This window comes from Streptomyces sp. NPDC001410, assembly GCF_042895235.1.
Classification (GTDB): domain Bacteria; phylum Actinomycetota; class Actinomycetes; order Streptomycetales; family Streptomycetaceae; genus Streptomyces.
Genome location: NZ_JBIAWE010000013.1, coordinates 273,691 through 295,560 on the forward strand (window position 1 = coordinate 273,691; position 21,870 = coordinate 295,560).

The window sequence follows — 21,870 nt, forward strand, 5'->3', positions numbered from 1 at the left end:
CTCTCGTGCCCGCGAAGAACGACGGCCCCGAAGCCGGATCCCCGACCAAGTCCGAGCAGACCCGCGCCCTGATCCTGGAGACCGCCATGCGGATGTTCCAGGAGCGGGGCTACGACAAGACGACCATGCGGGCCATCGCCAAGGAGGCCGGGGTCTCCGTAGGCAACGCCTACTACTACTTCGCGGGCAAGGAGCACCTGATCCAGGGCTTCTACGACCGGATCGCCGCCGAGCACCAGGTGGCGGTCCGGGAGGTCCTGGACCGGGAGACCGACCTGGAGGCGCGGCTCGCGGGCGTGCTGACCGCATGGCTGGACATCGCCAAGCCGTACCACGAGTTCGCGGTGCAGTTCTTCAAGAACGCCGCCGACCCCGACAGCCCGCTCAGCCCGTTCTCACCCGAGAGCGAGCACGCCCGTGAGCAGGCCATCAGCGTCCACCGCGAGGTGCTGGCCGGATCCAAGTCCAAGGTCGCGCCCGAACTCCGGGACGTGCTCCCGGAGTTGATGTGGCTCTCCCAGATGGGCCTTGTCCTGTACTGGGTGTTCGACCGCACCGAGGGACGTGAGCGCAGCTACCGGCTGGCCCGCCGGGGCGCGCGGCTGACCGCCCGCGGGGTCGCCCTGGCCCGCTTCCGGGTGCTGCGTCCCCTGGTGCTCGAAGTCCACGAACTGTTCACGGACTTCCTGCCGGGGATGACGAAGGCACTGCCGGACCCGGGGGCCAGGGCTCGCCGCGACGAGACGGGCTGATCAGATCCACTGCAGACGCCACAGGCGGAAGACGCCCGTGCCGTCCGTGAGGTACTGGCCGCCGCCGACGTCCTCGGTGCTGACCACGTACTCCTTGCGCTGCCACAGCGGGATCAGTGGCACGTCGGTCGCCACGGCCGCCTGGATGTCATGGAAGTCGTTCGCGGCCCGCGGGCGGTCGGCGTACTGCTGGCTGTCCAGGATGAGGTGGTCGACGACCTTGTTGCTGTAGCCGGTGGCCATGGTGGAGCCGGTGGCGACGAGCGGGGAGCCGAAGGTGTCCGGGTCGGGGTAGTCGGCCACCCAGCCGACCGCCCACGCGTCCATCTTCCCGGCGGCCCAGCGCTTCTGGAAGTCGGTCCACTCGTAGCCCTGGACGTCCACCTTGAACAGGCCGCCCGTCTCCAGCTGCTTCTTCAGCTCGGCGGCCTCCTCCTCGCCCGCACCCCGGTTCTTGCCGTAGCCGAAGGTGAAGTGCACCGGCAGGGTCACCCCGGCCTGGGTGAGCAGCTCCCGCGCCTTCTGGGTGCTCTGCGTCGGGTAGTCGTCGAAGAAGGCGGTGGTGTGGCCGGTGATGCCGGTCGGGATCAGCGAGTACAACGGGTCGACCGTGCCCTCGTACACCTTGGCGGCCAGCTTCTCGCGGTTGACCAGCCAGGCCAGGGCGCGCCGCACGCGCCCGTCGTGCAGCGGCGAACCGGCACGGGTGTTGAGGTAGAGGTTGCGGGTCTCGGCGCTGTCGGACTCCGTGACGCGGTTGTCCGGGTCGCTCGGGTTCAGCCGGGACAGCACGCTCGGCGGCAGCGTCCGGGTGGCGACGTCGACCTGCTTGTCCTGCCAGGCGCTGTTGAGCTGGTCGGAGTCGGTATAGTAGCGCAGCTCGATCGGGCGGCCGGTGCCGCTCAGGTAGCCCTTGTAGTTCCCGTACGGGTCGAGGTCGGCCTTCTGGTCCTTCGTGTACGAGGTCAGCGTGTACGGGCCGGTGCCGTCGACGCCGTCGTCCTTGCGCAGGGCGGTGGCCGGGTACTTGTCCTTGTCGACGATGGCACCTGCGCCCGTGGCGACCTTCAGCGGGAAGGTGGCGTCCGGGGACGACAGATGGAAGGTGACCGTCGTCGCGCTGTCGGCGGTCACCGTGCCGAGCGTGGAGAACAGCGACGCCGGGCCGACGGGGGCGTCGATCTTCTTCACCCGCTCGAAGGAGTACCGGACGTCATCGGCGGTCATCTTGCGCCCGCTCGGGAAAGTGATGTCGTCACGCAGCCGGCACTGGTACGTCTTCAGCCCGCTGCCCACGAAGTCACAGCTCTTCGCGGCGTCCGGGATTGGCTCGACACCGCCCGGCTCGAAGGTGAGCAGCGTCTGGAAGACGTTGCTGAACAGGGCCCAGGAACCGGCGTCGTACGCGCCCGCTGGGTCCAGTGAAGTGACGGCGTCGGTCGTACCGACCCTGATCGTCTTGTTCTTGTCCGTTTGCGACGGCAGCAACTGCCAGCCGCCGATTCCCACGACAGCGAGTACGAGCAGTGTCACGAGAATGCGCATGCGAACAGATCGCATGGTGGTGCCCTCCCCAGGCCCTCCAGGGCCCTACCCCTGGCCAGCACAATTTCGCCACTCCCCTAAGCGGCGCGGCTCACCTAATCACAGGACTTTCACTTGGGGGAAGGGCTTTCTGACCAGATGTGCAAGAACTTACCGAGACGTTGTTTCCGCTGGGTTTCACAGCGTCTTCACAGGGGTGGGGTGAGTTTTGGTCACGCTCGCGTCGCGGCGAGTTCGATCACTGTCACGTCCGACGGCGCCCCCACGCGCGTCGGCGGACCCCACGCGCCCGCGCCCCGGCTGACGTACAGCTGTGTGTCGCCGTACCGGTCGAGACCGGCCACGGTCGGGTTGGCCGCGGCGGCGATGAGGCTGCCGGGCCAGAGCTGGCCGCCGTGGGTGTGGCCGGAGAGCTGGAGGTCGACGTCGTACCGGACGGCCTCGTGGATCTGCACCGGCTGGTGGGCGAGGAGCACGCAGGCGCGTGCCCGGTCCCGGTCCCCGAGCGCCTTGTGGAAGTCCGGTCCCTGGCCCTCGCTCTCGCCCTGGAGGTCGTTCACCCCGGCCAGGTCGAAGTACGGCAGCTCGGTGCGGGCGTTCTCCAGCGGGTGCAGGCCGAGCGTGCGCACCTCGGCCACCCACTGTTCGGCGCCGGAGAAGTACTCGTGGTTGCCGGTCACGAAGAACGCGCCGTGCCGGGCGGTGAGCTGGGCGAGGGGTGCGGCGGCCGGGCCGAGGTCCTTGACGCTGCCGTCCACCAGATCGCCGACGACCGCGATCAGGTCGGGCTGGGTGGCGTTGACGGTGTCGACGACCCGCTGCGCGAAGCCACGGCCCAGGACGGGGCCGAGGTGGATGTCGCTGACGACGGCGATCCGGAAGCCGTGTGCGGCGCGCGGGAGTTTGGCGAGCGGGACGGTGACCCGCTTCACCCGGGGCCCGCGCAGAACGCCGTAGGTGCCGTAGCCGACGGTCCCCACGGCTGCGGCGGCTGCGGCTCCGCCGATGACGCGGGAGACGACCAGGCGGCGGGTGGGGTTCTGTGCCGCGGGTTCCTGGGCCGGTTCCGGTTCCGGTGCCGGTGCCGCAGCGGGCGTACCAGGGGGCTCCGCCCCCGGGCCACCCGGGCCGTGCACACCCGCCGCCAGAAGCTGTCGGCTGGGAAGCGGCTCCACGGGGTGCCGCCGGACCAGGACGCGTCTCAGCAGCGGTCGTACCGCCTCTCCCGCCACCACCGCCAGCAGCAGGTACAGCGCCAGCGCCATCCACAGGAAGCCGGGCCACGCGAGGGTGCGCTGGAGCCAGAAGGGGGCGCCCGAGCGTTCGGCGACCAGGGCCGTGATCATCAGGAGCGGGCCGGCGACGAAGACCGCCGTGCCGGCGCGGCGGGCGCGGCCCGGGCCGCGGGTCGTGTCGCGGACCAGACGGCGCCACACGTACCAGTGCCCCAGCACCAGGACGGCCAGGACGATCAACGCGACAAGGACGAAGACGATGACCACGCTGCCGAGTTCCCCCGCTATGACATCCGGCGCAGTGCGCGCAGTCCGCGCAACCCGATGACCCCGATGACCGTCCCCAATACGAAGGAGACGACCGCCAGCAGCAGGTGCACCCAGAAGTACGCGGTCGGGTGACCGTCGTCGAAGGCGAGACCGCTGGCGTCCTTGACCAGGTTCTTGACGAAAGTGACCCAGATGACCCAGCTCCACACCCCGAAGGCGAGCAGGAACCAGGAGACCGGGCGGCTGAGCTTCATGACATCAGTATCGCCGTTCGATGTCCGGTTCCGTGTCCGGGGTGGGGTGCGCGGCGGGACTTCGCGGCCCGTGCCCGGTACGTTCAGGGCCGTGCCCGCACCGAAGAAGACCGTCAGGCGATCCCTGCTGGTCACCACCGCCACGCTGCTGTCCCTGTCCGTCACCGCGCCCGCCGCGCTCGCGGCCCCGACCCCGTCGACGAGCCCGACGGCCACGCCCCCGGCCCAGATGTCGCAGGTCGGCGGAGCCCGGCTCGGGCTGCCCGGGACTCAGGTGAACCTCGCCGCCGGCGTGCCCGTGCTCCCCAAGGACCTCACCGCCCGCTCCTGGGTCGTCTCCGACGCCGAGTCCGGCGATGTCCTCGCCGCACACAACGCGCACTGGCGGCTGCCCCCGGCGAGCACCCTGAAGATGCTGTTCGCCGACACCGTGCTGCCGAGGTTCCCGAAGACGACCGAGCACAAGGTGGTGCCGAACGACCTGGCCGGCATGGGCGTCGGCTCCAGCGTGGTCGGGATAAAGGAGGGCCGCACCTACACCGTCCACGACCTGTGGCTCGGCGTCTTCCTGCGCTCGGGCAACGACGCCGTGCACGTGCTGTCCGCGATGAACGGCGGCATCGCGCGGACCGTCAAGGACATGCAGGACCACGCCGACGAACTGCAGGCCCTGGACACGCACGTGGTCAGCCCGGACGGCTACGACGCGCCGCGGCAGATGTCGTCGGCGTACGACCTGACGCTGTTCGCCCGCTCCGGTCTGCAGAAGAAGGACTTCCGCGACTACTGCTCGACGGTGCGGGCGAAGTTCGGGTCCAGCGAGATCCAGAACACCAACCGACTGCTGAGCGGTGACACCGACGTGCCCGTGTACCAGGGCATCGCCGGGGTGAAGAACGGCAACACCACCAACGCGGGCGCCACCTTCACCGGTGTCGCCGAGCGGAACGGCAGGGTGCTGCTGGTCACGGTGATGAACCCGGAGAAGCACGAGCACAACGAGGTCTACAAGGAGACGGCGCAGCTGCTCGACTGGGGCTTCAAGGCGGCGGGCAAGGTCAGCCCGGTGGGCGAGCTGGTCCCGCCGAAGAGCGCCACGCAGTCCACCCCGAGCCCGGGCGCCACCGCCTCCGCCGGGGCGGCGGGGAAGACCGGCGGGTCCGGCTCGAAGCCGGTGGCGAGCGCCACCGCCGCGGGCGGCTCCAGCGGCGTCGGGATCGCCCTGGCCGTCGCCGGCGGGCTGCTGGTGCTGCTCGGCGGCGGGGCGTTCCTCGTCAACCGCCGTTGGCCGCTGCCGGACCTGATGCGCCGTCGGACGCGTTCCTGACGTCCTCGCGTTCGCCCTCCTCGCTCTCCTCGCTCTGCGTCGCCGTCCAGGCGGCGCAGAACAGGAGGAGTTTCGCGGTGAAGTTGATCCACAGCAGCAGGGCCACCGGGACGCCGAACGCGCCGTACATGCTCTTCGCGGCGACTCCCTGGATGTAGCCGCTGAGCAACTCCTTCAGCAGTTCGAAGCCGACCGCGCCGAGGAGCGCGGCCTCCAGCAGGCGGCGGCGCGGCGGTTCGACGCCGGGCAGCAGGGTCAGGACGTAGAGCAGGAGCAGGAAGTCGGCGAGCACGGCGACGGTGAACGCGGCGATCCGCAGCAGGACGGCGCCCCAGCCCGCCCGCTCGATGCCGAGCTGGTCGGTGGTCCAGCCCACCAGCGCGGAGGCGACGGTGGAGATGGCGAGCGTGGCGAGGAGGGCTCCGCCGAGACCGACCAGGATGCCCGCGTCCTTGACCTTGGCCAGGACCGGGTTCCCTGTTCGGTCGGGCAGCTCCCACACCACGCGCAGGCACTCGCGCATCTGGCCGACCCAGCCGATGCCGATGAACAGCAGCACGGCACCGGCGATGACTCCGACCGTACCGGCGTTCTGCACCAGGGAGTTGATGTTCAGCTGGTCGGCGATGCCGGGGACCTGGTCGGCGATCTTGTGCTGCAGGTCCTTCTGCTGCGACTGGCTGAGCGTGGCGGCGGCGATCGCGGCGATCAGCGTCAGCAGCGGGAACAGCGCGACGAAGCTGATGAAGGTCATCGCGGCGGCCAGCCGTGTCCACTTCACCCGGTCCAGCCGCTCGTACGACTGCCACGCGTGCGTGGTCATCAGCCAGGTGACGATCGGCCCGATCCCGGGGAGCCTCTTGAGCCAGTCCATGATCGGACTGTGCCCGCTCCTGGTGGACGTCAACACCGCGTTTCTTCACCAGAACGGACATATGCGGGCGATACGGTCGGCTGTCATGAAGGACGCCACCGCTCTGCCCCAGTCCCTGCTCGTCCTCGGCGGCACGTCCGAGATCGCGCTGGCCACCGCCCGCCGGCTGATCGCCCGCCGCGCCCGCACCGTCTGGCTGGCCGGCCGGCCCTCGCCCGCCCTGGACCAGGCCGCCGAGCAGCTGCGTGCTCTGGGCGCCGAGGTCCGCACCGTCGCCTTCGACGCCCTCGACCCCGAGTCCCACGAGGCGGCCCTCGGCAAGGTCTTCGCCGAGGGCGACATCGACCTGGTGCTGCTCGCGTTCGGCATCCTCGGCGACCAGGCCCACGACGAGCGCGAGCCCCTGCGCGCGGTCCGGGTCGCCCAGACCAACTACACCGGGGCCGTGTCGGCGGGCCTGACCGCGGCCCGCGCCCTCCAGACCCAGGGCCACGGCTCCCTGGTGGTCCTCTCCGCCGCCGCCGGCGAACGGGCCCGCCGCGCCGACTTCATCTACGGCTCCAGCAAGGCCGGCCTCGACGCCTTCGCCCAGGGCCTCGGCGACGCGCTCTACGGCACCGGCGTGCACGTCATGGTCGTACGCCCCGGATTCGTCCGTACCCGCATGACGGCGGACCTGCCCGCGGCCCCGCTCGCCACCACCCCCGAGGCCGTCGCCACAGCCGTCGAACTGGGCCTGCGCCGCGGCTCGGAGACGGTGTGGGTGCCGGGCGCGCTCCGGCTGGTGATGACGGCTCTGCGGCACACGCCGCGGGCACTGTTCCGACGGCTGCCGATCTAGCGCCCTGGTCCAGCGCCCCAAAGGGGCGCGGGGAACTGCGCGACCAGCCACAACGATGCCGCAGACGAGTGACGGCACATCGCGGCACTACCCGCGGAGCGCCCCGCGCTCGACGTCCGCGTGGCCCCCCTGCGGAGGCACCACGGATCCACCGAACGTGTACTCCCGCAGCTTGCGCCACACGTCGTCGGCGCCCTGCTCGTACAGCGCGAACCCGGTGCACGGCCACTCGGCCTCGAAGCCGGCCAGCTCGGCGAAGGCGCGGTCCATCGACTCCTCGTCGATGCCGTGCGCGACCGTGACATGCGGGTGGTACGGGAACTGCAGCTCGCGCGCCACCGGACCCGAGGCGTCCCGCACCCGCTGCTGCAGCCAGGCGCAGGCCTCGGCACCCTGCGCGACACGCACATAGACGACCGGCGACAGGGGCCGGAAGGTGCCGGTCCCGCACAGCCGCATCGGGAACGGCCGGCCGGCCGCCGCGACCTGCGTGAGGTGCGCCTCGACCGCCGAAAGGTCGGTCGCGTCCACCTCGGTCGGCGGCAGCAGGGTGACATGCGTGGGGATGCCGTGAGCCGCGGCGTCGCCGAAGCCCGCGCGCAGCTCCTGGAGCAGGCTGCCGTGAGGCTCCGGGACCGCGATCGACACGCCGATCGTTACGGTCCCCACGTCGTCTCCTGTCGTCGCGTGCTGTTTTCCGGCCGTCTTCGCCGCCGTCTTCGTCGCGTCTTCGTCCGGGCCGTCGGCTATCGACTGTACGGCCACGGGTGTCCTGTGGGCAGGCGCAGTGGAAGTGATGTGCAGCGCTCTGCCCGCTCGGAGGTGTGTACGGTCGTGCGCCTCAGCGCCGGTTCGTGCTTCTCAGTGCTTCGCCGGCAGGAAACCCACCCGGTCGTATGCCTGCGCAAGCGTCTCCGCGGCAACCGCGCGCGCCTTCTCCGCGCCCTTGGCGAGGATCGAGTCGAGCGTCTCGGAGTCGTCCAGGTACTGCTGGGTGCGCTCCCGGAACGGCGTCACGAACTCGACCATGACCTCGGCGAGGTCCGTCTTGAGCGCGCCGTACATCTTGCCCTCGTAGTCCTGCTCCAGCTCGGCGATCGACTTGCCGGTGAGCGTGGAGTAGATGGTGAGGAGGTTCGACACGCCCGGCTTGTTCTCCGCGTCGTAGCGGATCACGGTGTCGGTGTCGGTGACGGCGCTCTTGACCTTCTTGGCCGTCGCCTTCGGCTCGTCGAGCAGATTGATCAGGCCCTTCGGCGTGGACGCCGACTTGCTCATCTTGATCGACGGGTCCTGAAGGTCGTAGATCTTCGCCGTCTCCTTGAGGATGTACGGCGACGGGATCGTGAACGTGTCGCCGAACCGGCCGTTGAAACGCTCGGCGAGGTCGCGGGTCAGCTCGATGTGCTGGCGCTGGTCCTCGCCGACCGGCACCTCGTTGGCCTGGTACAGCAGGATGTCCGCGACCTGCAGGATCGGGTACGTGAACAGGCCGACGGAGGCCCGCTCGGCGCCCTGCTTGGCGGACTTGTCCTTGAACTGGGTCATCCGGCTGGCCTCGCCGAAGCCGGTGAGACAGTTCATGATCCAGGCGAGCTGGGCGTGCTCGGGCACGTGGCTCTGCACGAAGAGGGTGCAGCGGTCGGGGTCCAGACCGGCGGCCAGCAGCTGGGCCGCGGCCAGGCGGGTGTTGGCGCGCAGGTCCTTCGGGTCCTGCGGGACCGTGATCGCGTGCAGGTCGACGACCATGTAGAAGGCGTCGTGGGACTCCTGCAGGGCCACCCACTGGCGGACGGCGCCGAGGTAGTTGCCGAGGTGGAACGAGCCGGCGGTGGGCTGGATGCCGGAGAGCACGCGGGGTCGGTCAGCAGAGGCCATGTTGCCCATTCTCTCATCGGCTGAGGGCGGCATCGGCCCGTGAGGTGGGAGGTGGTTTCGGGGCGCGGGGGACTGCGGGCCGTCCGTGGTCGCTCGCGCAGTTCCCCGCGCCCCTTGCGGGGCGCTTCAGCCCAGGTCGATTTCCGGGTAGAGCGGGAACGCCGCCACCAGGTCCGTCGCCCGCTGGGCGATCTCCTGCGCGGTCTTCTCGTCCAGGACGTGGGCCGCCTTGGACGGGGCGCCCGACTTGGTGGTGCCCTGCTCGGTCGCCGTCAGGACTCGGTCGATCAGGCCCGCCACCTCGTCCATCTCCGCCGTGCCGAGGCCCCGGGTGGTCAGGGCGGGGGTGCCGATGCGGATGCCGGAGGTGTACCAGGCGCCGTTCGGGTCGGCCGGGATGGCGTTGCGGTTGGTGACGATGCCGGATTCCAGGAGGGCCGCCTCGGCCTGGCGGCCGGTGAGGCCGTAGGAGGTGGCCACGTCGATCAGGTTGAGGTGGTTGTCCGTGCCGCCGGTGACCAGGGTGGCGCCGCGCTTCATCAGGCCCTCGGCGAGGGCGCGCGAGTTGTCGACGATGCGCTGGGCGTAGTCCTGGAACGAGGGCTGCCGGGCCTCGGCGAAGGCGACGGCCTTCGCGGCCATGACGTGCGGGAGCGGGCCGCCGAGCACCATCGGGCAGCCGCGGTCGACCTGGTCCTTCAGGGAGTCGTCGCACAGGACCATGCCGCCGCGCGGGCCGCGCAGGGACTTGTGGGTGGTCGTGGTGACGATCTGGGCGTGCGGGACCGGGTCGAAGTCGCCGGTCAGGACCTTGCCGGCGACCAGACCGGCGAAGTGGGCCATGTCGACCATCAGGGTCGCGCCGACCTCGTCGGCGATCTCGCGCATGATGCGGAAGTTCACCAGGCGGGGGTACGCCGAGTAGCCCGCGACGATGATCAGCGGCTTGAACTCGCGGGCCTGGGCGCGCAGCGCCTCGTAGTCGATCAGGCCCGTGGCCGGGTCGGTGCCGTAGGAGCGCTGGTCGAACATCTTGCCGGAGATGTTCGGGCGGAAGCCGTGGGTGAGGTGGCCGCCGGCGTCCAGGGACATGCCGAGCATGCGCTGGTTGCCGAAGGCCTGGCGCAGCTCGGCCCAGTCGGCCTCGGAGAGGTCGTTGACCTGTCGGGCGCCGGTCTTCTCCAGGAACGGGACCTCCACGCGGTCCGCGAGCACGGCCCAGAAGGCGACGAGGTTGGCATCGATGCCGGAGTGCGGCTGGACATAGGCGTGCCGGGCGCCGAAGAGCGCCTTGGCGTGCTCGGCGGCCAGGGACTCCACCGTGTCGACGTTGCGGCAGCCGGCGTAGAAGCGGCGGCCGATGGTGCCCTCGGCGTACTTGTCGCTGAACCAGTTGCCCATCGCCAGCAGGGTGGCCGGGGAGGCGTAGTTCTCGGAGGCGATCAGCTTCAGCATCTCGCGCTGGTCGGTCACCTCCTGGCCGATGGCGTCGGCGACCCGCGGCTCGACGGCACGGATCACGTCGAGGGCGGCACGGAAGGCGATGGATTCGGTCGACAGGGGCTGCTCTGGCATGGGGACCTCCGGACGGTGTGCGTACAGCGTTCACGTTCGGCCCAGGCGCACGGCACTGTTTTCCCGCTCGGGCCGCTCCCCGATGGTCGGTCCCATCCCTAGCGCGCCAGTCACGGCCCGCTGATCAGCCTACCGGGCGCGCCGGATCGCGCAGGTCCCGCGTCCACCATGCGAGCGAGGATAAGAAGGGGGTGCATCCGACTCTCTGGCCCTTTGGAGTTCCCGTGAACGTTACGGAGACGCTCATCGCCGCCGCCGACGCCCACAGTGCGCACAACTACCACCCGCTGCCGGTGGTCGTCGCCACCGCGGAGGGGGCCTGGATGACGGATGTCGAGGGGCGGCGCTACCTCGACCTGCTGGCCGGGTACTCGGCACTGAACTTCGGCCACGGACACCCGCGGCTGGTGGAGGCGGCCAGGGCGCAGCTGGAGCGGGTGACGCTGACGTCGCGGGCGTTCCACCACGACCGGTTCGCCGCGTTCTGCACCGAGCTGGCCGCGCTGTGCGGCATGCAGATGGTGCTGCCGATGAACACCGGCGTCGAGGCGGTGGAGACCGCGGTGAAGACCGCCCGGAAGTGGGGGTACCGGATCAAGGGGGTGCCCGCCGAGATGGCGAAGATCGTGGTCGCGAGCGGCAACTTCCATGGCCGTACGACGACGGTCATCAGCTTCTCCACCGACCCCGAGGCGCGGGCGGACTTCGGTCCGTACACGCCGGGCTTCCAGATCGTGCCGTACGGCGACCTGACCGCGATGCGGGAGGCGCTCACCGAGAACACGGTCGCGGTGCTGCTCGAACCGATCCAGGGCGAGTCGGGCGTGATCGTCCCGCCGCCCGGTTATCTGCCGGGGGTGCGGGAGCTGACCCGGCAGCGGGACGTGCTGTTCATCGCCGACGAGGTCCAGTCGGGGCTGGGCCGGACCGGGCGGACCTTCGCGTGCGAGCACGAGGGGGTCGCACCGGATGCCTACGTGCTGGGGAAGGCGCTGGGCGGCGGGATCCTGCCGGTGTCGGCGGTGGTGTCGAGCATCGAGGTGCTCGGGGTGTTCGGGCCGGGTGAGCACGGATCGACGTTCGGTGGGAACCCCCTGGCGTGTGCGGTGGCGCTGGAGGTGATCAGGATGCTGCGGACGGGCGAGTACCAGGCGCGGTCCGCCGAGCTCGGCGAGCATCTGCACCGGGAGCTGGGCGCCCTGCTCGGCACCGGCAAGGTGACGGCGGTGCGTGGGCGGGGGCTGTGGGCCGGGGTCGACATCGCGCCGAGGGTCGGGACGGGCCGGCAGGTGTCCGAGCGGCTGATGGACCGGGGTGTCCTGGTGAAGGACACCCACGGTGCGACGATCCGGATCGCGCCGCCGCTGGTGATCAGCAAGGAGGATCTGGACTGGGGGCTCGCCCAGCTGCGTGCGGTGCTGGAGGTTTAGGAGTGTCCTAGAGGATCACGTGGGGCAGGAAGCGGGCGTACTCGTCGGTGATCAGGCCCGAGGACTCGCGCAGGCCGAGGCCGGCCGGCTCGTCCCGGACGACCCAGGCGCCGAGGACGAGGTGGTTGCCGTCGAAGGTGGGCAGCGGGGCGAGCTGCTGGTAGCAGCAGGGCTCGTCCCGGGTGACGGCCGGTGCGCCGGGCTCGTGGACGGTCACGCCCGCGCCCTCGCGGCCCAGCAGCGGCTTGGCGACATAGCCCGTCGACCCGGACAGCTCGCGCGGGCCGTCCAGGTAGGCGGGCAGCAGGTTCGGGTGGCCGGGGTACAGCTCCCAGAGGATCGCCAGCAGGGCCTTGTTGCTCAGGAGCATCTTCCAGGCGGGTTCGATCCACAGGGTGCTGCCGGTGCCGCCGCCGTTGTCCAGGGTGTCGAGGACATGCCCTGCGAAGGCGTCGGTGGTGAGCCACTCCCACGGATAGAGCTTGAAGATGCTGCGGATGAAGCGGAGCCCGTTGTCCACGAAGCGGCCGGAGAGGGTGTCCCAGCCGATCTCCTCCATGGAGATCCAGTCGGTGGCGAGGCCGGCCTGTTCGGCGGTCTCCTTCAGGTAGGCGACCGTCATCAGGTCCTCGCCGAGTTCGTCGGCGGAGGAGTGCGCGAAGTGCAGCGGGCTGCCCGGCGGGAGCAGCGCGGCCTGCTCGCGCCAGGCGTCGACGAGGCGTTCGTGCAGGGAGTTCCACTGGTCGGCGCCGGGGAAGCGCTCCTCCATCCAGAACCACTGGGGGGAGGCGGCCTCGACCAGCGAGGTCGGGGTGTCCGCGTTGTACTCAAGCAGCTTGGCCGGGCCCGTGCCGTCGTACCGCAGATCGAACCGGCCGTAGACGGAGGGGAGTTCGGCGCGGCGGCGCCAGGCCTCGGTGACGGCCTCGGCGACGCGCGGGTCGGTGATGCCGAGGTCGGCGAGGCGGCCCTCGGCCACGATGTGCTCGGCGGCCGCGAGGCACATGCGGTGCAGTTCCTCGACGGTCTCCTCCAGCGCCTCGACCTCGTCCAGGGTGAAGACGTAGTAGGCGCTCTCGTCCCAGTAGGGGCGCAGCGAGCCGTCGGGGTGGCGGGTCAGGGGGTAGACGAGCCCCTGCTCCTCGACGGTCTGCTGCCAGCCGGGGCGGGGGGTGGTCGTACGGCGTTCCATGGGGCGTTTCCTCGTCAGCCGCCGGAGCTGCCGTGACCGCCGCCGAAGCCGCCACGGTGGACGCCGCCGTGCGAGCCGCCCGAGCTGGAATGCGAGCCGGAGCCCTTGCTCGGCTTGGTGAAGGAACCGCCGCTCACCCAGGAGCCCTTCTTCTTGCCGCCGTAGTACCAGGCGCCGTTGACGAAGGCCTTGGTGGACTTGCAGTTCTTGTCGGAGACGACCTTGTAGCCCTTGGCGAGTTGGTAGCTGTCGCGGTCGACGCAGCGCTTGTCCGGGGCGGAGGAGCAGGCGGTCAGGGCGGTGGCGAGCAGGCCCATGCCGCCGAGGAGAACGGTTCCTGAGCGAAGGCGTCGTCGTGCGGTGTCCATGCTGGTGTCTCCCCCGTTGCCCAGCCTGCCGGTTGGCCGGCCTGTTTTCGGCGGTCAGCCTAGAGAACGGTGAGAGCGGCCACCGAGGTGGGTCACCGGTTCACCCCTCACCCAAGGTCACTTCGTGCTCTTTGGGAGGGTGTGTGCTGTGCCGTGGAGTACGGTGGCCATGCGGAGGAATGGGCGACTTCCCGCTACTGAAGGGCGAAAAAGCACGCAGGTCGAACCCGTGTGTCATGGCTCACACGGAATAACAGATTCAGCCGTTCCGAGTCATATTGAGCGCGTTAAGGAGAGCTGCGCCACGCTCCGCGTCGTCGATGCTGACGGCGAATTCCCTACCCTTTCCCCGGGTCCGGATGACGAGGCATTCTCCGCTCCGCAGCATGACCGTGGTGCCGAGACCACTGAGCCGGTAGCCCCAGCCTCCGACCTGTGCGGGGGTGCGGTTCTCGGCGCGGGCCGACTCGATGTCCTCGGCCGGCCAGCGCCGGGCGGGCCAGCCGAGCGGTCCGAACGCCACTTCCAGGCCGCGCTCCGACGCGCGTGCCTGCACGGTGGCGCAGCCGGCCACGGCCAGGGACGTGAGCGCGAACGGTGCGAACAACGCCCACAACGGGCCGGCGGTGGCGAGGCCGCCGACCAGAGCGACGAGGGCCGCCACCGCCACCAGGCCGGCCACTGCCGCCAGCAGGTGGAGCCAGGGATTGGTGACGCGGGAGAACCACACCAGGCGCTGCCCGCGCGGGATCTCCAGCACCGGGCCGGAGGGCTCCTGCGTGGCGGGCGCGACGGAGGCCGCCACGCGCGAGTTCACCAGCCATCCGACGACTCCGGCGGCGACGGCCGCCCCGGTGAGCGTCACGATGATCCACGCCGTTGGCTGGCGGGCCTGGTGCCAGTCCGTGTGGTCCAGGTTCGCGCGGACGACGGACGCCTGCGCGCCGCCGAGGAGGATGCCCCCCGACAGCAGGGCGGCGGCGGTCCACGCCCGCATCGTGCTGCGCGCGGGGTCTCCGGCCCGCCGCTGGGCCACGAACACGATCGCGGTCAGGGCCAGCCAGATCAGGGCCGGAAAGAGGGATGCCGCCCAGAGGGGCATGGATCCGTCCGGGGTGTCCTGCCCGGACCCCCAGTGGGTGGCCAAGCGGTCCGGCAGCCGCCCGTGGGCGGCCCAGGGCAGGGCGGCGATCAGCCCGGCCGTACCCACTGTCCACACCCCGGCACCCCAGCGCACACCGCGCTCGGTCCTTGCGCCATCGTTCACGGTATCCCCCTGATCATCTCGATGAGATCGGTCCTGCTGTAGCCCATTCGTGCCGCCTCGGTCACCAGCGCGTACACCTGGTTCAGAAGTCCGGAGCGCTCGTCGGCACCTTCCGCCACGGTCACACCCCGGCCCCTGCGGAACTCCAGCAGCCCGTCGTCCCGGAGGCTGCGCAGCCCCCTGAGGACGGTGTTGACGTTGACGTCCAGCGCCTGGGAGAGGTCACGTGCCGACGGCAGGCGGTCTCCCGGCCGGCACTCACCCTCGGCGATGGCGCGCCGGATGGCCCCTGCCACCTGCTCGTGCAGGGGGCGGGTGTCTCTCTTGTCCAATCGCAGCAACATGGTGCTACTGAAGATAGCACCATGCATATCAGGCGGACAGGGTGCAGGGATGGCCGAGTCCGCGCCGATGTGACCGGACGAGGCAGCAGGATGACGAACTGTCAGCCGATGTGACCACTGAACTCTTCGCCGAGGTAGGCCCGTTGCGGCACGAGCGACACCGAGCCAGGCGCCGGCCGCGTTCGCGCGCCTCGGCGGCGAGGTCTTCACACGGAGTGCCGCCGCCGGGTGTTCGGCCGCAGGGCGCCAGGCCGAGGGGCCGACGGACGGACTGCGCACCGCTAACGGTGTGAGAGCGGGTGCGGAGGCCTCCGCGATTCCCCGTTCGCCTAAAGTCACTTCGTGCTCTTTGGAATGGTGTGTGCCCTGGCCGCGGCGCTCTGCTTCGGTACGGCGACGGTGTTGCAGGCGATCGCGGCGCGGGAGGCCGGTACGGGCGGGGGCGGCGAAGCCGCACTGCTGCTACGGGCGTTGCGGCAGTGGCGGTACCTGGCCGGGCTGGCCCTGGACGGACTGGGTTTCCTGTTCCAGATCGCCGCGCTGCGCTCGATTCCCATCTACGCGGTCAGTGCGGCACTGGCGTCGAGTCTGGCGGTGACCGCGGTGGTCGCGGCGCGCCTGCTGCGGGTGCGGCTGAGCGGTATGGAGTGGGGCGCGGTGGGCGTGGTGTGCGCCGGGCTCGCGATGCTGGGGGTGGCGTCCGGGCCGGAGGGGGAGCAGGAGGGTTCGGACGCCCTGAAGTGGGCGATGCTCGCGACTGCGGTCGGCATGCTGGTACTCGCGCTGCTGGGCGGGCGGCTGTCCGGGCGCATGCGGGCGCTGGTGCTGGGGCTGGGGGCGGGCTTCGGGTTCGGGGTGGTGGAGGTCTCGGTCCGCCTGATCGACTCGCTGCGGTTGGCCGATCTGCTCACCAACCCGGCGGCCTACGCCCTCCTGATCGGCGGCGCCGCCGCCTTCATCCTGCTGACCTCCGCCCTGCAGCGCGGCGCGGTGACGACGGCGACGGCCGGCCTGGTGATCGGCGAGACGATCGGCCCGGCGGCCATCGGCGTGATCTGGCTCGGCGACCGGACGCGGGAGGGCTTCACCTGGCTGGCTGTGCTGGGGTTCGCGGTGGCGGTGGCGGGGGCGTTGGCGCTGGCTCGGTTCGGGGAGGCGCCGGAGGCGGAAGAAGCCTGAAGCCGCCTCCTCGAACCCGCCACTCGATGGGTGCCCAGGACGAGCCTCGGGCACCCAGGGCAGCATTGAATGCCCTACGACGGCATGCTCCTACACCGTCATTCCCCGTCCGCCGCAATCATGCCCACGCATTCGCCGAGCGCCGCGTGCAACGGCGGTACGAAGGCGGCGAGTTCGACATCCGACGCCTCCCCTGCCTCAAGTACGGCGCCGACGACTGCCACCAGGACGGCGGCGGTCTCCAGGGCACGCGCGTCGGCCAGCACCTCCAGGAAACCGCCGGGGCGCGCGACCACGAATGCCTCCTTGCCAGTGGCGGGGTCGACGCCGAGGCTGCGGAGGGGTGACGTACTCATACGGCAGCCTCCCACGGGGCGTAGTAGCGCCGTTCTTGTTCGTCACGCTCGCGTTCCCAGACGACGACGTAGGGCCGGACCGGCGGCAGACCTTCGGCGGCGATGACGTCCGTCGGGTACGGCCTCGTTCGACGTGAGCGAGTGAGCCGGAACGCGGGCACGTACGGGCAGGCGATGAGGGGCGGCCGCGTGTCGGCGTGTTGCGCTCCACGAGGAGGCAGGAAGAGGCTCAGGAATGCGGCCAGTAAGCTGCGCATGGGTCGACTCCTAATCAGTCGGCTCAGCCCCGGCATGGAAGCTCTCACCCTTCCCGCCGGGGCGTTTTCGTTCCCTCCATACCCTACCCAGATTACGGTAGTGATGGGTAGTGGTTGGTAGTAGTACTAGGTAATGCGTAGTGGAGAGTGGCGCTCTACGGTCAAAACGTGGACAAGATCAGCCCCGACTCGCCGCAGTACGTGTACGAACAGCTGGCCGCGATCATCGAGCGGAAGATCCGTTCCGGCGAGTACCCGCCCGGTACCCGACTGCCGGGAGAACTGACGATGACGCACGAATACAAAGTCGGTCCGGGTACCGTCCGCCGCGCCCTGGACATCCTTCGGGACAAGGGATTGGTAGTGACCGTACGCGCGCGTGGGTCGTTCGTGGTCGATCCCCTGCCACCCTCCCCTGCCTAGAGGCCCCCCGCGGCTTCTGCGACTGAGAGTTGGTGCGTTCAAGCCAACGTCACACCGAACCGACCCCGCGCCCTTGACGGCCCTTGCCCCCTTCGGAAGCGTCGCACGCAAGAACGCGCAACCGACTTGATCCGGGAGGGCATCGTGGACCTACAGTTCATCGGGATCGACCCGAACACCGGGGGCGAGGGGTCGCCGACGGTGTGGGTGGAAGAGGAGACGGCTGACCTGGTCCTCCAGGGCGTCAAGGCCGAGGAAGCGCTGGAGGCACTGATCGGCGGCACGGAGTGGGTCTCCGGTCACGCGGTGGGAATCCCCGCCCACGAGACGGTGATCCGCATCCCCGCCAGCATGGTGCCGATTCTGAGGGAGGCGTGCGATGTCGCAGAGCGGCGTGCCGAGCTTCGCTGAGCTGCTGGCCAGTACGCGGCACAGCGCGGTGCACCTGGAGATGCGCGACGCGTACGGCGTCGGAGACGAGGCCGAGGAGTTCGAGCAGTTCAAGCGCACTGGCCACGTCGATCTCGACCCGACGGCGCGGTGGTGGCCCGAGTGGCTGGGCATGGTACGGGAGGCCGTCGGCCGTGGCGTGATGATGCGTCGGGCCAGGATCGTTTCCGAGCCCGTGACGGACTACATCCGCTGGGAGCACGCCGCCACCCCGCTGAACGTCGAGGCGGGTGAGTTGGTGCGCTGGCTGCCCCGTCGGCGGGCCCTGGACATCGCCCTGCCTGGAGCCGACTTCTGGCTGTTCGACGACCGCCTGGTCCAGTTCAACATCTTCACCGGGGACGGTGATTGGGCGGTTCCGCCAAAGGAATTCAGCGAGAGCCCCGCCGTGGTCAAGCTGTGCTCCGACGCGTTCGAGGCCGTGTGGGAGCGTGCCGTCGACCACGAGAAGTACACCGTCTGACCCCCGCCCCGCCCCATGCCCGCCTCCCCTTCGTCCAGCGCTCAGGCAGCCCGTGAAGCGCTCGCCGTACGCCTGACGCACCTTCGCAAGGACGCCGGCCTCACCGGGAAGGAACTCTCCGCCCGGTGTGGCTGGCACCCTGCCAAAACCACCCGCATCCAAAAAGGCGAGGTGCAGCCCACCGACGTGGACATCCGCGCCTGGTGCAGCGCCTGTGACGCCGCCGACCAGGCCGACGACCTGATCGCCACGGCCCGCGCCGTCGACTCGATGTACGTGGAGTGGCGCAGGAGCCACCGCACCGGCATGCGCAAGACCCAGGAGGACTTCTACGACCTCTACGCGCAGACCGGCGTCACCCACGCGTACGTCTCCAATGTCGTACCCGGCTTCTTCCAGACCCCCGCCTACGCCACGGCCCTGATGGAGGCCATCACCGACTTCCAGGGCACTCCCAACGACGTCTCCGAGGCCGTTGCCGCCCGCGTCGCCCGGAGCCGGTTCCTGTACGAGGGTGGACACCGGTTCATCGTGCTCATGGAGGAGTGCGTCCTGCGCTACCGCGTCGGCGACGCCGAGACGATGGCTGGACAACTGAGGCATCTGCTGACCGTGATGCCGCTCCCCTCCGTCTCCCTGGGCATCATCCCCTTCACTGCACAAAGGACCATGTGGCCGCTGGAGGCGTTCTACCTCCATGACGGCACACGCAGCGTCGTGGAAACCCTCACAGCCGAGGTCAACGTGGTGCAGCCGCGCGAACTTGCCGACTACCGCAAGGCGTTCGGTGAGTTGATGAAGATGGCCGTCCACGGCAACGGCGCCCGCGCCTTGATCGAGGCGGCGATCAACTCCCTCGGATGACGTTGCGCAATTCCCCGCAATTTCATTGAGGAAGAACTCCGGTTCTCCGTACGGTCGTTGGCGTCGCCGGGCAGGTTCAGGCTCCCCCCTCGGCGGCAGTGGAGGAGAGTCCCGCTCGTATCCCCCGTTGAGGGCGGGACGTCCCAGCCCCGAGGAGACGACCCCGTGAGCGTCATGACCAGACCCACTGCAGTCGGAGCACCCGGCTACACCGAAACACTCCCCTGTGAGCCCGAGACGGCCCGTCGTGCCCGGCTGCTCGTCTCGGCCGCGCTGAACACCTGGGGCATAGGCGAGTTGGCCGATGCGGGCACGCTGATCGTCTCCGAGCTGGTGGGCAACGCGGTCCGCCACACCTCGTGCCGTCTGGTCCGGGTATCCGTCCGGCTCGTAACGAACGATCTCGTCCGGATCGGCGTCACCGACAAATCCCACGCCCTGCCGAAAATGGACCTGGTCGCCGGCGGCGATGAGACTGGGCGCGGCCTGGTGCTCATCGACGCGCTCTCACACCGCTGGGGCTACGACGAAATGCGCTGGGGCAAAACCGTCTGGGCGGAGCTGGTGGTCCCGGCATGCTGACTCTACGGCTGCTGCCCGAAGACGAACGGGCGGGCGTCGCGGACCCGGAGCGATGCGTGGAGCTGGCAGTACCCCGCCGCATCGAGGAGCGCTTGCGCCGCTTCGGCTGGATCACCTTCGCGATCACCGTTTACGTGCTCTGCTCGTGGACCATCGTTGCCGCCATTCGCGGCGACCTCTGAGCTCCCGCTCCCCATCCAACAACCGAACCTCCGGTCTCCCTACGCCAAACCGAGAGGCGATGGGGAGCGGGTTGCAAGGCACGTCGCGCATCACCTCGGACCGAAAGACCAACGAGAGAGGTACGTGAATGACCGTCATCGCAGAAGCTCCGGCCGTCAAGACGGCTGGCACTCCCCGGTTCCTGTGGCTGGACCTCACCCGTCAGTGCCAACTGAACTGTGGTCACTGCCACAACAACTCGGGGCCGGACGGGACGCACGGCACGATGACCGCCGAGGACTGGAGGAGCGTGCTCGGCCAGGCCGCTGCCTTCGGCATCCCGGGCGTGCAGTTCACCGGGGGTGAAGTGACGCTGCACCCCAACGCGCCGGACCTGATCGGGTACGCGCGGCAGCTCGGCCTGAAGGTCGAGGTGTACAGCAACCTGGTTCACGTCACGGAGGCGTGGTGGGAGCTTCTTCAGTGCGACGGCGTCACGCTGGCCACGTCGTACTACTCCGACCGGGCGGAGGAGCACAACGCGGTTACCGCGCGGCCGAGTCACGCCCGGACGCGCGTGAACATCGTGAAGGCGATGGAGTACGGCATCCCGATCCGCGTGTCCGTGATCGTCGCCGACGCCTCGCAGACCGGCGAGGAGACGCGGCGGGAGCTTGAGGCCCTGGGCGTGTCTGACGTTCGCGTCGACCACGTGCGCCCCTTCGGGCGCGGAGCCAACGGACAGGAGCCGCACACCGGCGGTCTCTGTGGACGGTGCGGCACCGGGCGCGCGTCCATCGGCCCGGACGGCTCGGTGTCTCCCTGCGTCTTCTCTACGTGGCTGGGCGTGGGCAACGTCCAGGATGCTCCGCTGGCCGCTATCCTCGGCGGCCCTGAGATGGCGCGGGCCAATGCGGCCATCCGGGCGGAGCGCGGCGTGAGCGCCAAGCCCTGCGGCCCCGACGACAACGATGACGAATGCTCCCCGGGATTTCCCGGAAGTGAGTGCACCCCGAGGAACTGAAGGGCACATGGACACCGACCTTCCCGAGTCCGAGATTCGCCCCCTGATCCGGCAGTACACGGGCCCAGTTGTCGAGGTCCGGCGGACTGTCCGCGGGTTCAGCTCGGATCTGACGGCCGTTGTCGAATGCGAGAAGGGCCCGTTCTTCGTGAAGGCGGTACGCAGTCGGCCCGGAGGCCGGCGGGACTCCATCATCAGAGAGAGGCTGATCAACGGGTTCGTGAGTCCCGTCTCCCCGCCACTGCTGTGGGAAGCGGAAGACGAACACTGGTTGGTGCTGGGCTTCGAAGTGGTCGACGGACGGTCTTCCGACTTCGCCCCCGGCTCCCCGGATCTCCCCCTGGTGGTCGACGTCATCGACCGCATCGGCCGGTTGGCCCTTCCGGAGGTAGCTCGGGACTGGATCGAGACCCGGTGGGACCGCTTCGCCGCCGACAGCTCGGAAGCCGAGCTGTTCCGGGGGGACTCGCTTCTCCACACGGATATCAACCCGAGCAACCTGCTGGTGGGGGCTCCGGGCGTCTGGGCTGTGGATTGGGCTTGGCCTACCCGGGGGGCAGGTTTCATCGATCCTGCCCTCCTGGTTCTCCAGCTCGTTGCAGCCGGACACAGTCCAGGTTATGCGGAGAGGTGGGCGTCCCAGCTGCCCGCATGGCACAAGGCGGCTCCAGGTGCGATCGATGCCTTCGCCGCCGCCAACCTGCGCATGTACCGTGCCTTCGCCGAGCGGAAGCCGGATGCGGCCTGGCTGAAGTCCATGGTCGCTGCGTCTCGGTCCTGGACCGAGTACAGAGGAGTCACGGCGGTCTGACGCAGAACGCGCCAGCGCCGTCCGGCGGTCCCGAACCCACTCACGCACCCTTACAGGTCGCGCCGATAGGTGATCGTCAGAAGTGTCGTTGGGAGCGGTTGGTACAGCGGTGGGTGGTCCTTGCCCGGCGGATCAGGCTGCGGATCG

At 69.8% G+C, this 21,870-nt stretch carries 26 protein-coding genes and 1 riboswitch; of the genes, 13 read left to right on the forward strand and 13 right to left on the reverse strand.

Going from position 1 to position 21,870, the window contains the following annotated elements; all coding sequences use genetic code 11:
- The first annotated feature begins 5 nt into the window (after positions 1–5).
- Positions 6–752, forward strand: coding sequence for a TetR/AcrR family transcriptional regulator (locus ACFY3C_RS28635; protein ID WP_386578441.1), 747 nt, complete (start codon positions 6–8; stop codon positions 750–752).
- Here ACFY3C_RS28635 and ACFY3C_RS28640 read toward each other — a convergent pair whose 3' ends face one another.
- The 3 genes from ACFY3C_RS28640 to ACFY3C_RS28650 all read right to left on the reverse strand — a co-directional run bounded on the left by ACFY3C_RS28640 (position 753) and on the right by ACFY3C_RS28650 (position 4,056).
- Positions 753–2,312 carry an ABC transporter substrate-binding protein gene (locus ACFY3C_RS28640; protein ID WP_390772764.1) on the reverse strand — a complete coding sequence of 520 codons (1,560 nt, stop codon included), beginning with the start codon at positions 2,310–2,312 and terminating at the stop codon, positions 753–755.
- 197 nt (positions 2,313–2,509) lie between these two features.
- A complete protein-coding gene (locus ACFY3C_RS28645; protein ID WP_390772765.1) occupies positions 2,510–3,799 on the reverse strand; it encodes a metallophosphoesterase in 1,290 nt (429 codons plus the stop codon).
- Positions 3,800–3,816: 17 nt separating this feature from the next.
- Positions 3,817–4,056 carry an SCO4848 family membrane protein gene (locus ACFY3C_RS28650; RefSeq protein ID WP_386578437.1) on the reverse strand — a complete coding sequence of 80 codons (240 nt, stop codon included), beginning with the start codon at positions 4,054–4,056 and terminating at the stop codon, positions 3,817–3,819.
- Between the two features lie 91 nt (positions 4,057–4,147).
- Here ACFY3C_RS28650 and ACFY3C_RS28655 point away from each other — a divergent pair, with 91 nt between their 5' ends.
- Complete coding sequence (locus tag ACFY3C_RS28655) at positions 4,148–5,383, forward strand: D-alanyl-D-alanine carboxypeptidase family protein (RefSeq protein ID WP_390772766.1); 1,236 nt, start codon at positions 4,148–4,150, stop codon at positions 5,381–5,383.
- On the opposite strand, the gene ACFY3C_RS28660 is transcribed toward ACFY3C_RS28655, so the two are convergent.
- Positions 5,331–6,257 carry a YihY/virulence factor BrkB family protein gene (locus ACFY3C_RS28660; protein ID WP_386578435.1) on the reverse strand — a complete coding sequence of 309 codons (927 nt, stop codon included), beginning with the start codon at positions 6,255–6,257 and terminating at the stop codon, positions 5,331–5,333. The two genes, ACFY3C_RS28655 and ACFY3C_RS28660, sit on opposite strands and share 53 nt — an antisense overlap.
- Before the next feature lie 85 nt (positions 6,258–6,342).
- Here ACFY3C_RS28660 and ACFY3C_RS28665 point away from each other — a divergent pair, with 85 nt between their 5' ends.
- Positions 6,343–7,098 (forward strand): decaprenylphospho-beta-D-erythro-pentofuranosid-2-ulose 2-reductase, encoded by a 756-nt coding sequence (locus ACFY3C_RS28665; protein WP_386578434.1) that lies wholly within the window; start codon positions 6,343–6,345, stop codon positions 7,096–7,098.
- Between the two features lie 87 nt (positions 7,099–7,185).
- Here the strand turns inward: ACFY3C_RS28665 and ACFY3C_RS28670 are convergent, their stop codons facing one another.
- The 3 genes from ACFY3C_RS28670 to ACFY3C_RS28680 all read right to left on the reverse strand — a co-directional run bounded on the left by ACFY3C_RS28670 (position 7,186) and on the right by ACFY3C_RS28680 (position 10,551).
- A complete protein-coding gene (locus ACFY3C_RS28670) occupies positions 7,186–7,767 on the reverse strand; it encodes a 2'-5' RNA ligase family protein (protein WP_386578433.1) in 582 nt (193 codons plus the stop codon).
- Positions 7,768–7,959: 192 nt separating this feature from the next.
- Entirely contained in the window at positions 7,960–8,976 is a 1,017-nt protein-coding gene (gene trpS, locus ACFY3C_RS28675; RefSeq protein WP_386578432.1) for a tryptophan--tRNA ligase, read from the reverse strand.
- A 126-nt stretch (positions 8,977–9,102) separates the two neighbouring features.
- Positions 9,103–10,551 carry a glycine hydroxymethyltransferase gene (locus ACFY3C_RS28680; protein WP_390772767.1) on the reverse strand — a complete coding sequence of 483 codons (1,449 nt, stop codon included), beginning with the start codon at positions 10,549–10,551 and terminating at the stop codon, positions 9,103–9,105.
- 32 nt (positions 10,552–10,583) lie between these two features.
- Positions 10,584–10,675, reverse strand: a riboswitch (ZMP/ZTP riboswitch).
- Positions 10,676–10,775: 100 nt separating this feature from the next.
- Between ACFY3C_RS28680 and rocD the strand changes: the two genes are divergently transcribed.
- Positions 10,776–11,981, forward strand: a complete 1,206-nt coding sequence (rocD, locus tag ACFY3C_RS28685; RefSeq protein ID WP_390772768.1) for an ornithine--oxo-acid transaminase — start codon at positions 10,776–10,778, stop codon at positions 11,979–11,981.
- A 7-nt stretch (positions 11,982–11,988) separates the two neighbouring features.
- Here the strand turns inward: rocD and ACFY3C_RS28690 are convergent, their stop codons facing one another.
- The 4 genes from ACFY3C_RS28690 to ACFY3C_RS28705 form a co-directional block, all read right to left on the reverse strand.
- A complete protein-coding gene (locus ACFY3C_RS28690) occupies positions 11,989–13,173 on the reverse strand; it encodes a glutathionylspermidine synthase family protein (RefSeq protein WP_390772769.1) in 1,185 nt (394 codons plus the stop codon).
- A gap of 14 nt (positions 13,174–13,187) precedes the next feature.
- Positions 13,188–13,541 (reverse strand): hypothetical protein, encoded by a 354-nt coding sequence (locus ACFY3C_RS28695; RefSeq protein WP_386578428.1) that lies wholly within the window; start codon positions 13,539–13,541, stop codon positions 13,188–13,190.
- A 259-nt stretch (positions 13,542–13,800) separates the two neighbouring features.
- The gene (locus tag ACFY3C_RS28700) at positions 13,801–14,808 is read right to left on the reverse strand and encodes a DUF1648 domain-containing protein (RefSeq protein WP_390772770.1); all 1,008 of its coding nucleotides are present in this window, start codon (positions 14,806–14,808) and stop codon (positions 13,801–13,803) included.
- The gene (locus ACFY3C_RS28705) at positions 14,805–15,152 is read right to left on the reverse strand and encodes a GntR family transcriptional regulator (protein ID WP_386578426.1); all 348 of its coding nucleotides are present in this window, start codon (positions 15,150–15,152) and stop codon (positions 14,805–14,807) included. Before ACFY3C_RS28705 ends, ACFY3C_RS28700 begins: the two co-directional genes overlap by 4 nt.
- A gap of 354 nt (positions 15,153–15,506) precedes the next feature.
- Here ACFY3C_RS28705 and ACFY3C_RS28710 point away from each other — a divergent pair, with 354 nt between their 5' ends.
- The gene (locus ACFY3C_RS28710; RefSeq protein ID WP_390772792.1) at positions 15,507–16,331 is read left to right on the forward strand and encodes a DMT family transporter; all 825 of its coding nucleotides are present in this window, start codon (positions 15,507–15,509) and stop codon (positions 16,329–16,331) included.
- A 98-nt stretch (positions 16,332–16,429) separates the two neighbouring features.
- On the opposite strand, the gene ACFY3C_RS28715 is transcribed toward ACFY3C_RS28710, so the two are convergent.
- On the reverse strand, positions 16,430–16,687 hold the full coding sequence (locus ACFY3C_RS28715; protein WP_390772771.1) for a hypothetical protein: 258 nt from the start codon (positions 16,685–16,687) through the stop codon (positions 16,430–16,432).
- Entirely contained in the window at positions 16,684–16,944 is a 261-nt protein-coding gene (locus tag ACFY3C_RS28720; protein WP_390772772.1) for a hypothetical protein, read from the reverse strand. Before ACFY3C_RS28720 ends, ACFY3C_RS28715 begins: the two co-directional genes overlap by 4 nt.
- A gap of 168 nt (positions 16,945–17,112) precedes the next feature.
- On the opposite strand from ACFY3C_RS28720, the gene ACFY3C_RS28725 reads away from it, so the two are divergent.
- From ACFY3C_RS28725 to ACFY3C_RS28760, 8 genes are all read left to right on the forward strand, one after another.
- The gene (locus ACFY3C_RS28725) at positions 17,113–17,367 is read left to right on the forward strand and encodes a GntR family transcriptional regulator (protein ID WP_390772773.1); all 255 of its coding nucleotides are present in this window, start codon (positions 17,113–17,115) and stop codon (positions 17,365–17,367) included.
- Positions 17,368–17,511: 144 nt separating this feature from the next.
- The gene (locus ACFY3C_RS28730; protein WP_390772774.1) at positions 17,512–17,778 is read left to right on the forward strand and encodes a hypothetical protein; all 267 of its coding nucleotides are present in this window, start codon (positions 17,512–17,514) and stop codon (positions 17,776–17,778) included.
- The gene (locus ACFY3C_RS28735) at positions 17,747–18,280 is read left to right on the forward strand and encodes a DUF6879 family protein (protein WP_390772775.1); all 534 of its coding nucleotides are present in this window, start codon (positions 17,747–17,749) and stop codon (positions 18,278–18,280) included. The genes ACFY3C_RS28730 and ACFY3C_RS28735 overlap by 32 nt, the downstream gene beginning before the upstream one ends.
- Before the next feature lie 15 nt (positions 18,281–18,295).
- The gene (locus ACFY3C_RS28740; protein WP_390772776.1) at positions 18,296–19,144 is read left to right on the forward strand and encodes a helix-turn-helix domain-containing protein; all 849 of its coding nucleotides are present in this window, start codon (positions 18,296–18,298) and stop codon (positions 19,142–19,144) included.
- Between the two features lie 174 nt (positions 19,145–19,318).
- Positions 19,319–19,726: an ATP-binding protein gene (locus tag ACFY3C_RS28745; protein ID WP_390772793.1), complete on the forward strand. Its 408-nt coding sequence runs from the start codon at positions 19,319–19,321 to the stop codon at positions 19,724–19,726.
- Complete coding sequence (locus ACFY3C_RS28750) at positions 19,720–19,908, forward strand: hypothetical protein (protein WP_390772777.1); 189 nt, start codon at positions 19,720–19,722, stop codon at positions 19,906–19,908. Before ACFY3C_RS28745 ends, ACFY3C_RS28750 begins: the two co-directional genes overlap by 7 nt.
- Positions 19,909–20,036: 128 nt before the next feature.
- On the forward strand, positions 20,037–20,912 hold the full coding sequence (locus tag ACFY3C_RS28755) for a radical SAM protein (RefSeq protein ID WP_390772778.1): 876 nt from the start codon (positions 20,037–20,039) through the stop codon (positions 20,910–20,912).
- A 7-nt stretch (positions 20,913–20,919) separates the two neighbouring features.
- Positions 20,920–21,723, forward strand: a complete 804-nt coding sequence (locus ACFY3C_RS28760; RefSeq protein WP_390772779.1) for a protein kinase — start codon at positions 20,920–20,922, stop codon at positions 21,721–21,723.
- Positions 21,724–21,870: the final 147 nt, after the last annotated feature.

What these genes read in the sequence shown, in the direction of transcription:
- ACFY3C_RS28750 (WP_390772777.1), top strand. Translation starts at nt 19,720, where the DNA reads ATGCTGACTCTACGGCTGCTGCCCGAAGACGAACGGGCGGGCGTCGCG.
- ACFY3C_RS28755 (WP_390772778.1), top strand. Translation starts at nt 20,037, where the DNA reads ATGACCGTCATCGCAGAAGCTCCGGCCGTCAAGACGGCTGGCACTCCC.
- ACFY3C_RS28710 (WP_390772792.1), top strand. Translation starts at nt 15,507, where the DNA reads ATGGTGTGTGCCCTGGCCGCGGCGCTCTGCTTCGGTACGGCGACGGTG.
- ACFY3C_RS28665 (WP_386578434.1), top strand. Translation starts at nt 6,343, where the DNA reads ATGAAGGACGCCACCGCTCTGCCCCAGTCCCTGCTCGTCCTCGGCGGC.
- ACFY3C_RS28680 (WP_390772767.1), bottom strand. Translation starts at nt 10,551, where the DNA reads ATGCCAGAGCAGCCCCTGTCGACCGAATCCATCGCCTTCCGTGCCGCC.
- ACFY3C_RS28720 (WP_390772772.1), bottom strand. Translation starts at nt 16,944, where the DNA reads ATGCGCAGCTTACTGGCCGCATTCCTGAGCCTCTTCCTGCCTCCTCGT.
- ACFY3C_RS28745 (WP_390772793.1), top strand. Translation starts at nt 19,319, where the DNA reads ATGACCAGACCCACTGCAGTCGGAGCACCCGGCTACACCGAAACACTC.
- ACFY3C_RS28715 (WP_390772771.1), bottom strand. Translation starts at nt 16,687, where the DNA reads ATGAGTACGTCACCCCTCCGCAGCCTCGGCGTCGACCCCGCCACTGGC.
- ACFY3C_RS28760 (WP_390772779.1), top strand. Translation starts at nt 20,920, where the DNA reads ATGGACACCGACCTTCCCGAGTCCGAGATTCGCCCCCTGATCCGGCAG.
- ACFY3C_RS28695 (WP_386578428.1), bottom strand. Translation starts at nt 13,541, where the DNA reads ATGGACACCGCACGACGACGCCTTCGCTCAGGAACCGTTCTCCTCGGC.
- ACFY3C_RS28660 (WP_386578435.1), bottom strand. Translation starts at nt 6,257, where the DNA reads ATGGACTGGCTCAAGAGGCTCCCCGGGATCGGGCCGATCGTCACCTGG.
- ACFY3C_RS28640 (WP_390772764.1), bottom strand. Translation starts at nt 2,312, where the DNA reads ATGCGATCTGTTCGCATGCGCATTCTCGTGACACTGCTCGTACTCGCT.
- ACFY3C_RS28735 (WP_390772775.1), top strand. Translation starts at nt 17,747, where the DNA reads ATGTCGCAGAGCGGCGTGCCGAGCTTCGCTGAGCTGCTGGCCAGTACG.
- trpS (WP_386578432.1), bottom strand. Translation starts at nt 8,976, where the DNA reads ATGGCCTCTGCTGACCGACCCCGCGTGCTCTCCGGCATCCAGCCCACC.
- ACFY3C_RS28740 (WP_390772776.1), top strand. Translation starts at nt 18,296, where the DNA reads ATGCCCGCCTCCCCTTCGTCCAGCGCTCAGGCAGCCCGTGAAGCGCTC.
- ACFY3C_RS28650 (WP_386578437.1), bottom strand. Translation starts at nt 4,056, where the DNA reads ATGAAGCTCAGCCGCCCGGTCTCCTGGTTCCTGCTCGCCTTCGGGGTG.
- ACFY3C_RS28705 (WP_386578426.1), bottom strand. Translation starts at nt 15,152, where the DNA reads ATGTTGCTGCGATTGGACAAGAGAGACACCCGCCCCCTGCACGAGCAG.
- ACFY3C_RS28690 (WP_390772769.1), bottom strand. Translation starts at nt 13,173, where the DNA reads ATGGAACGCCGTACGACCACCCCCCGCCCCGGCTGGCAGCAGACCGTC.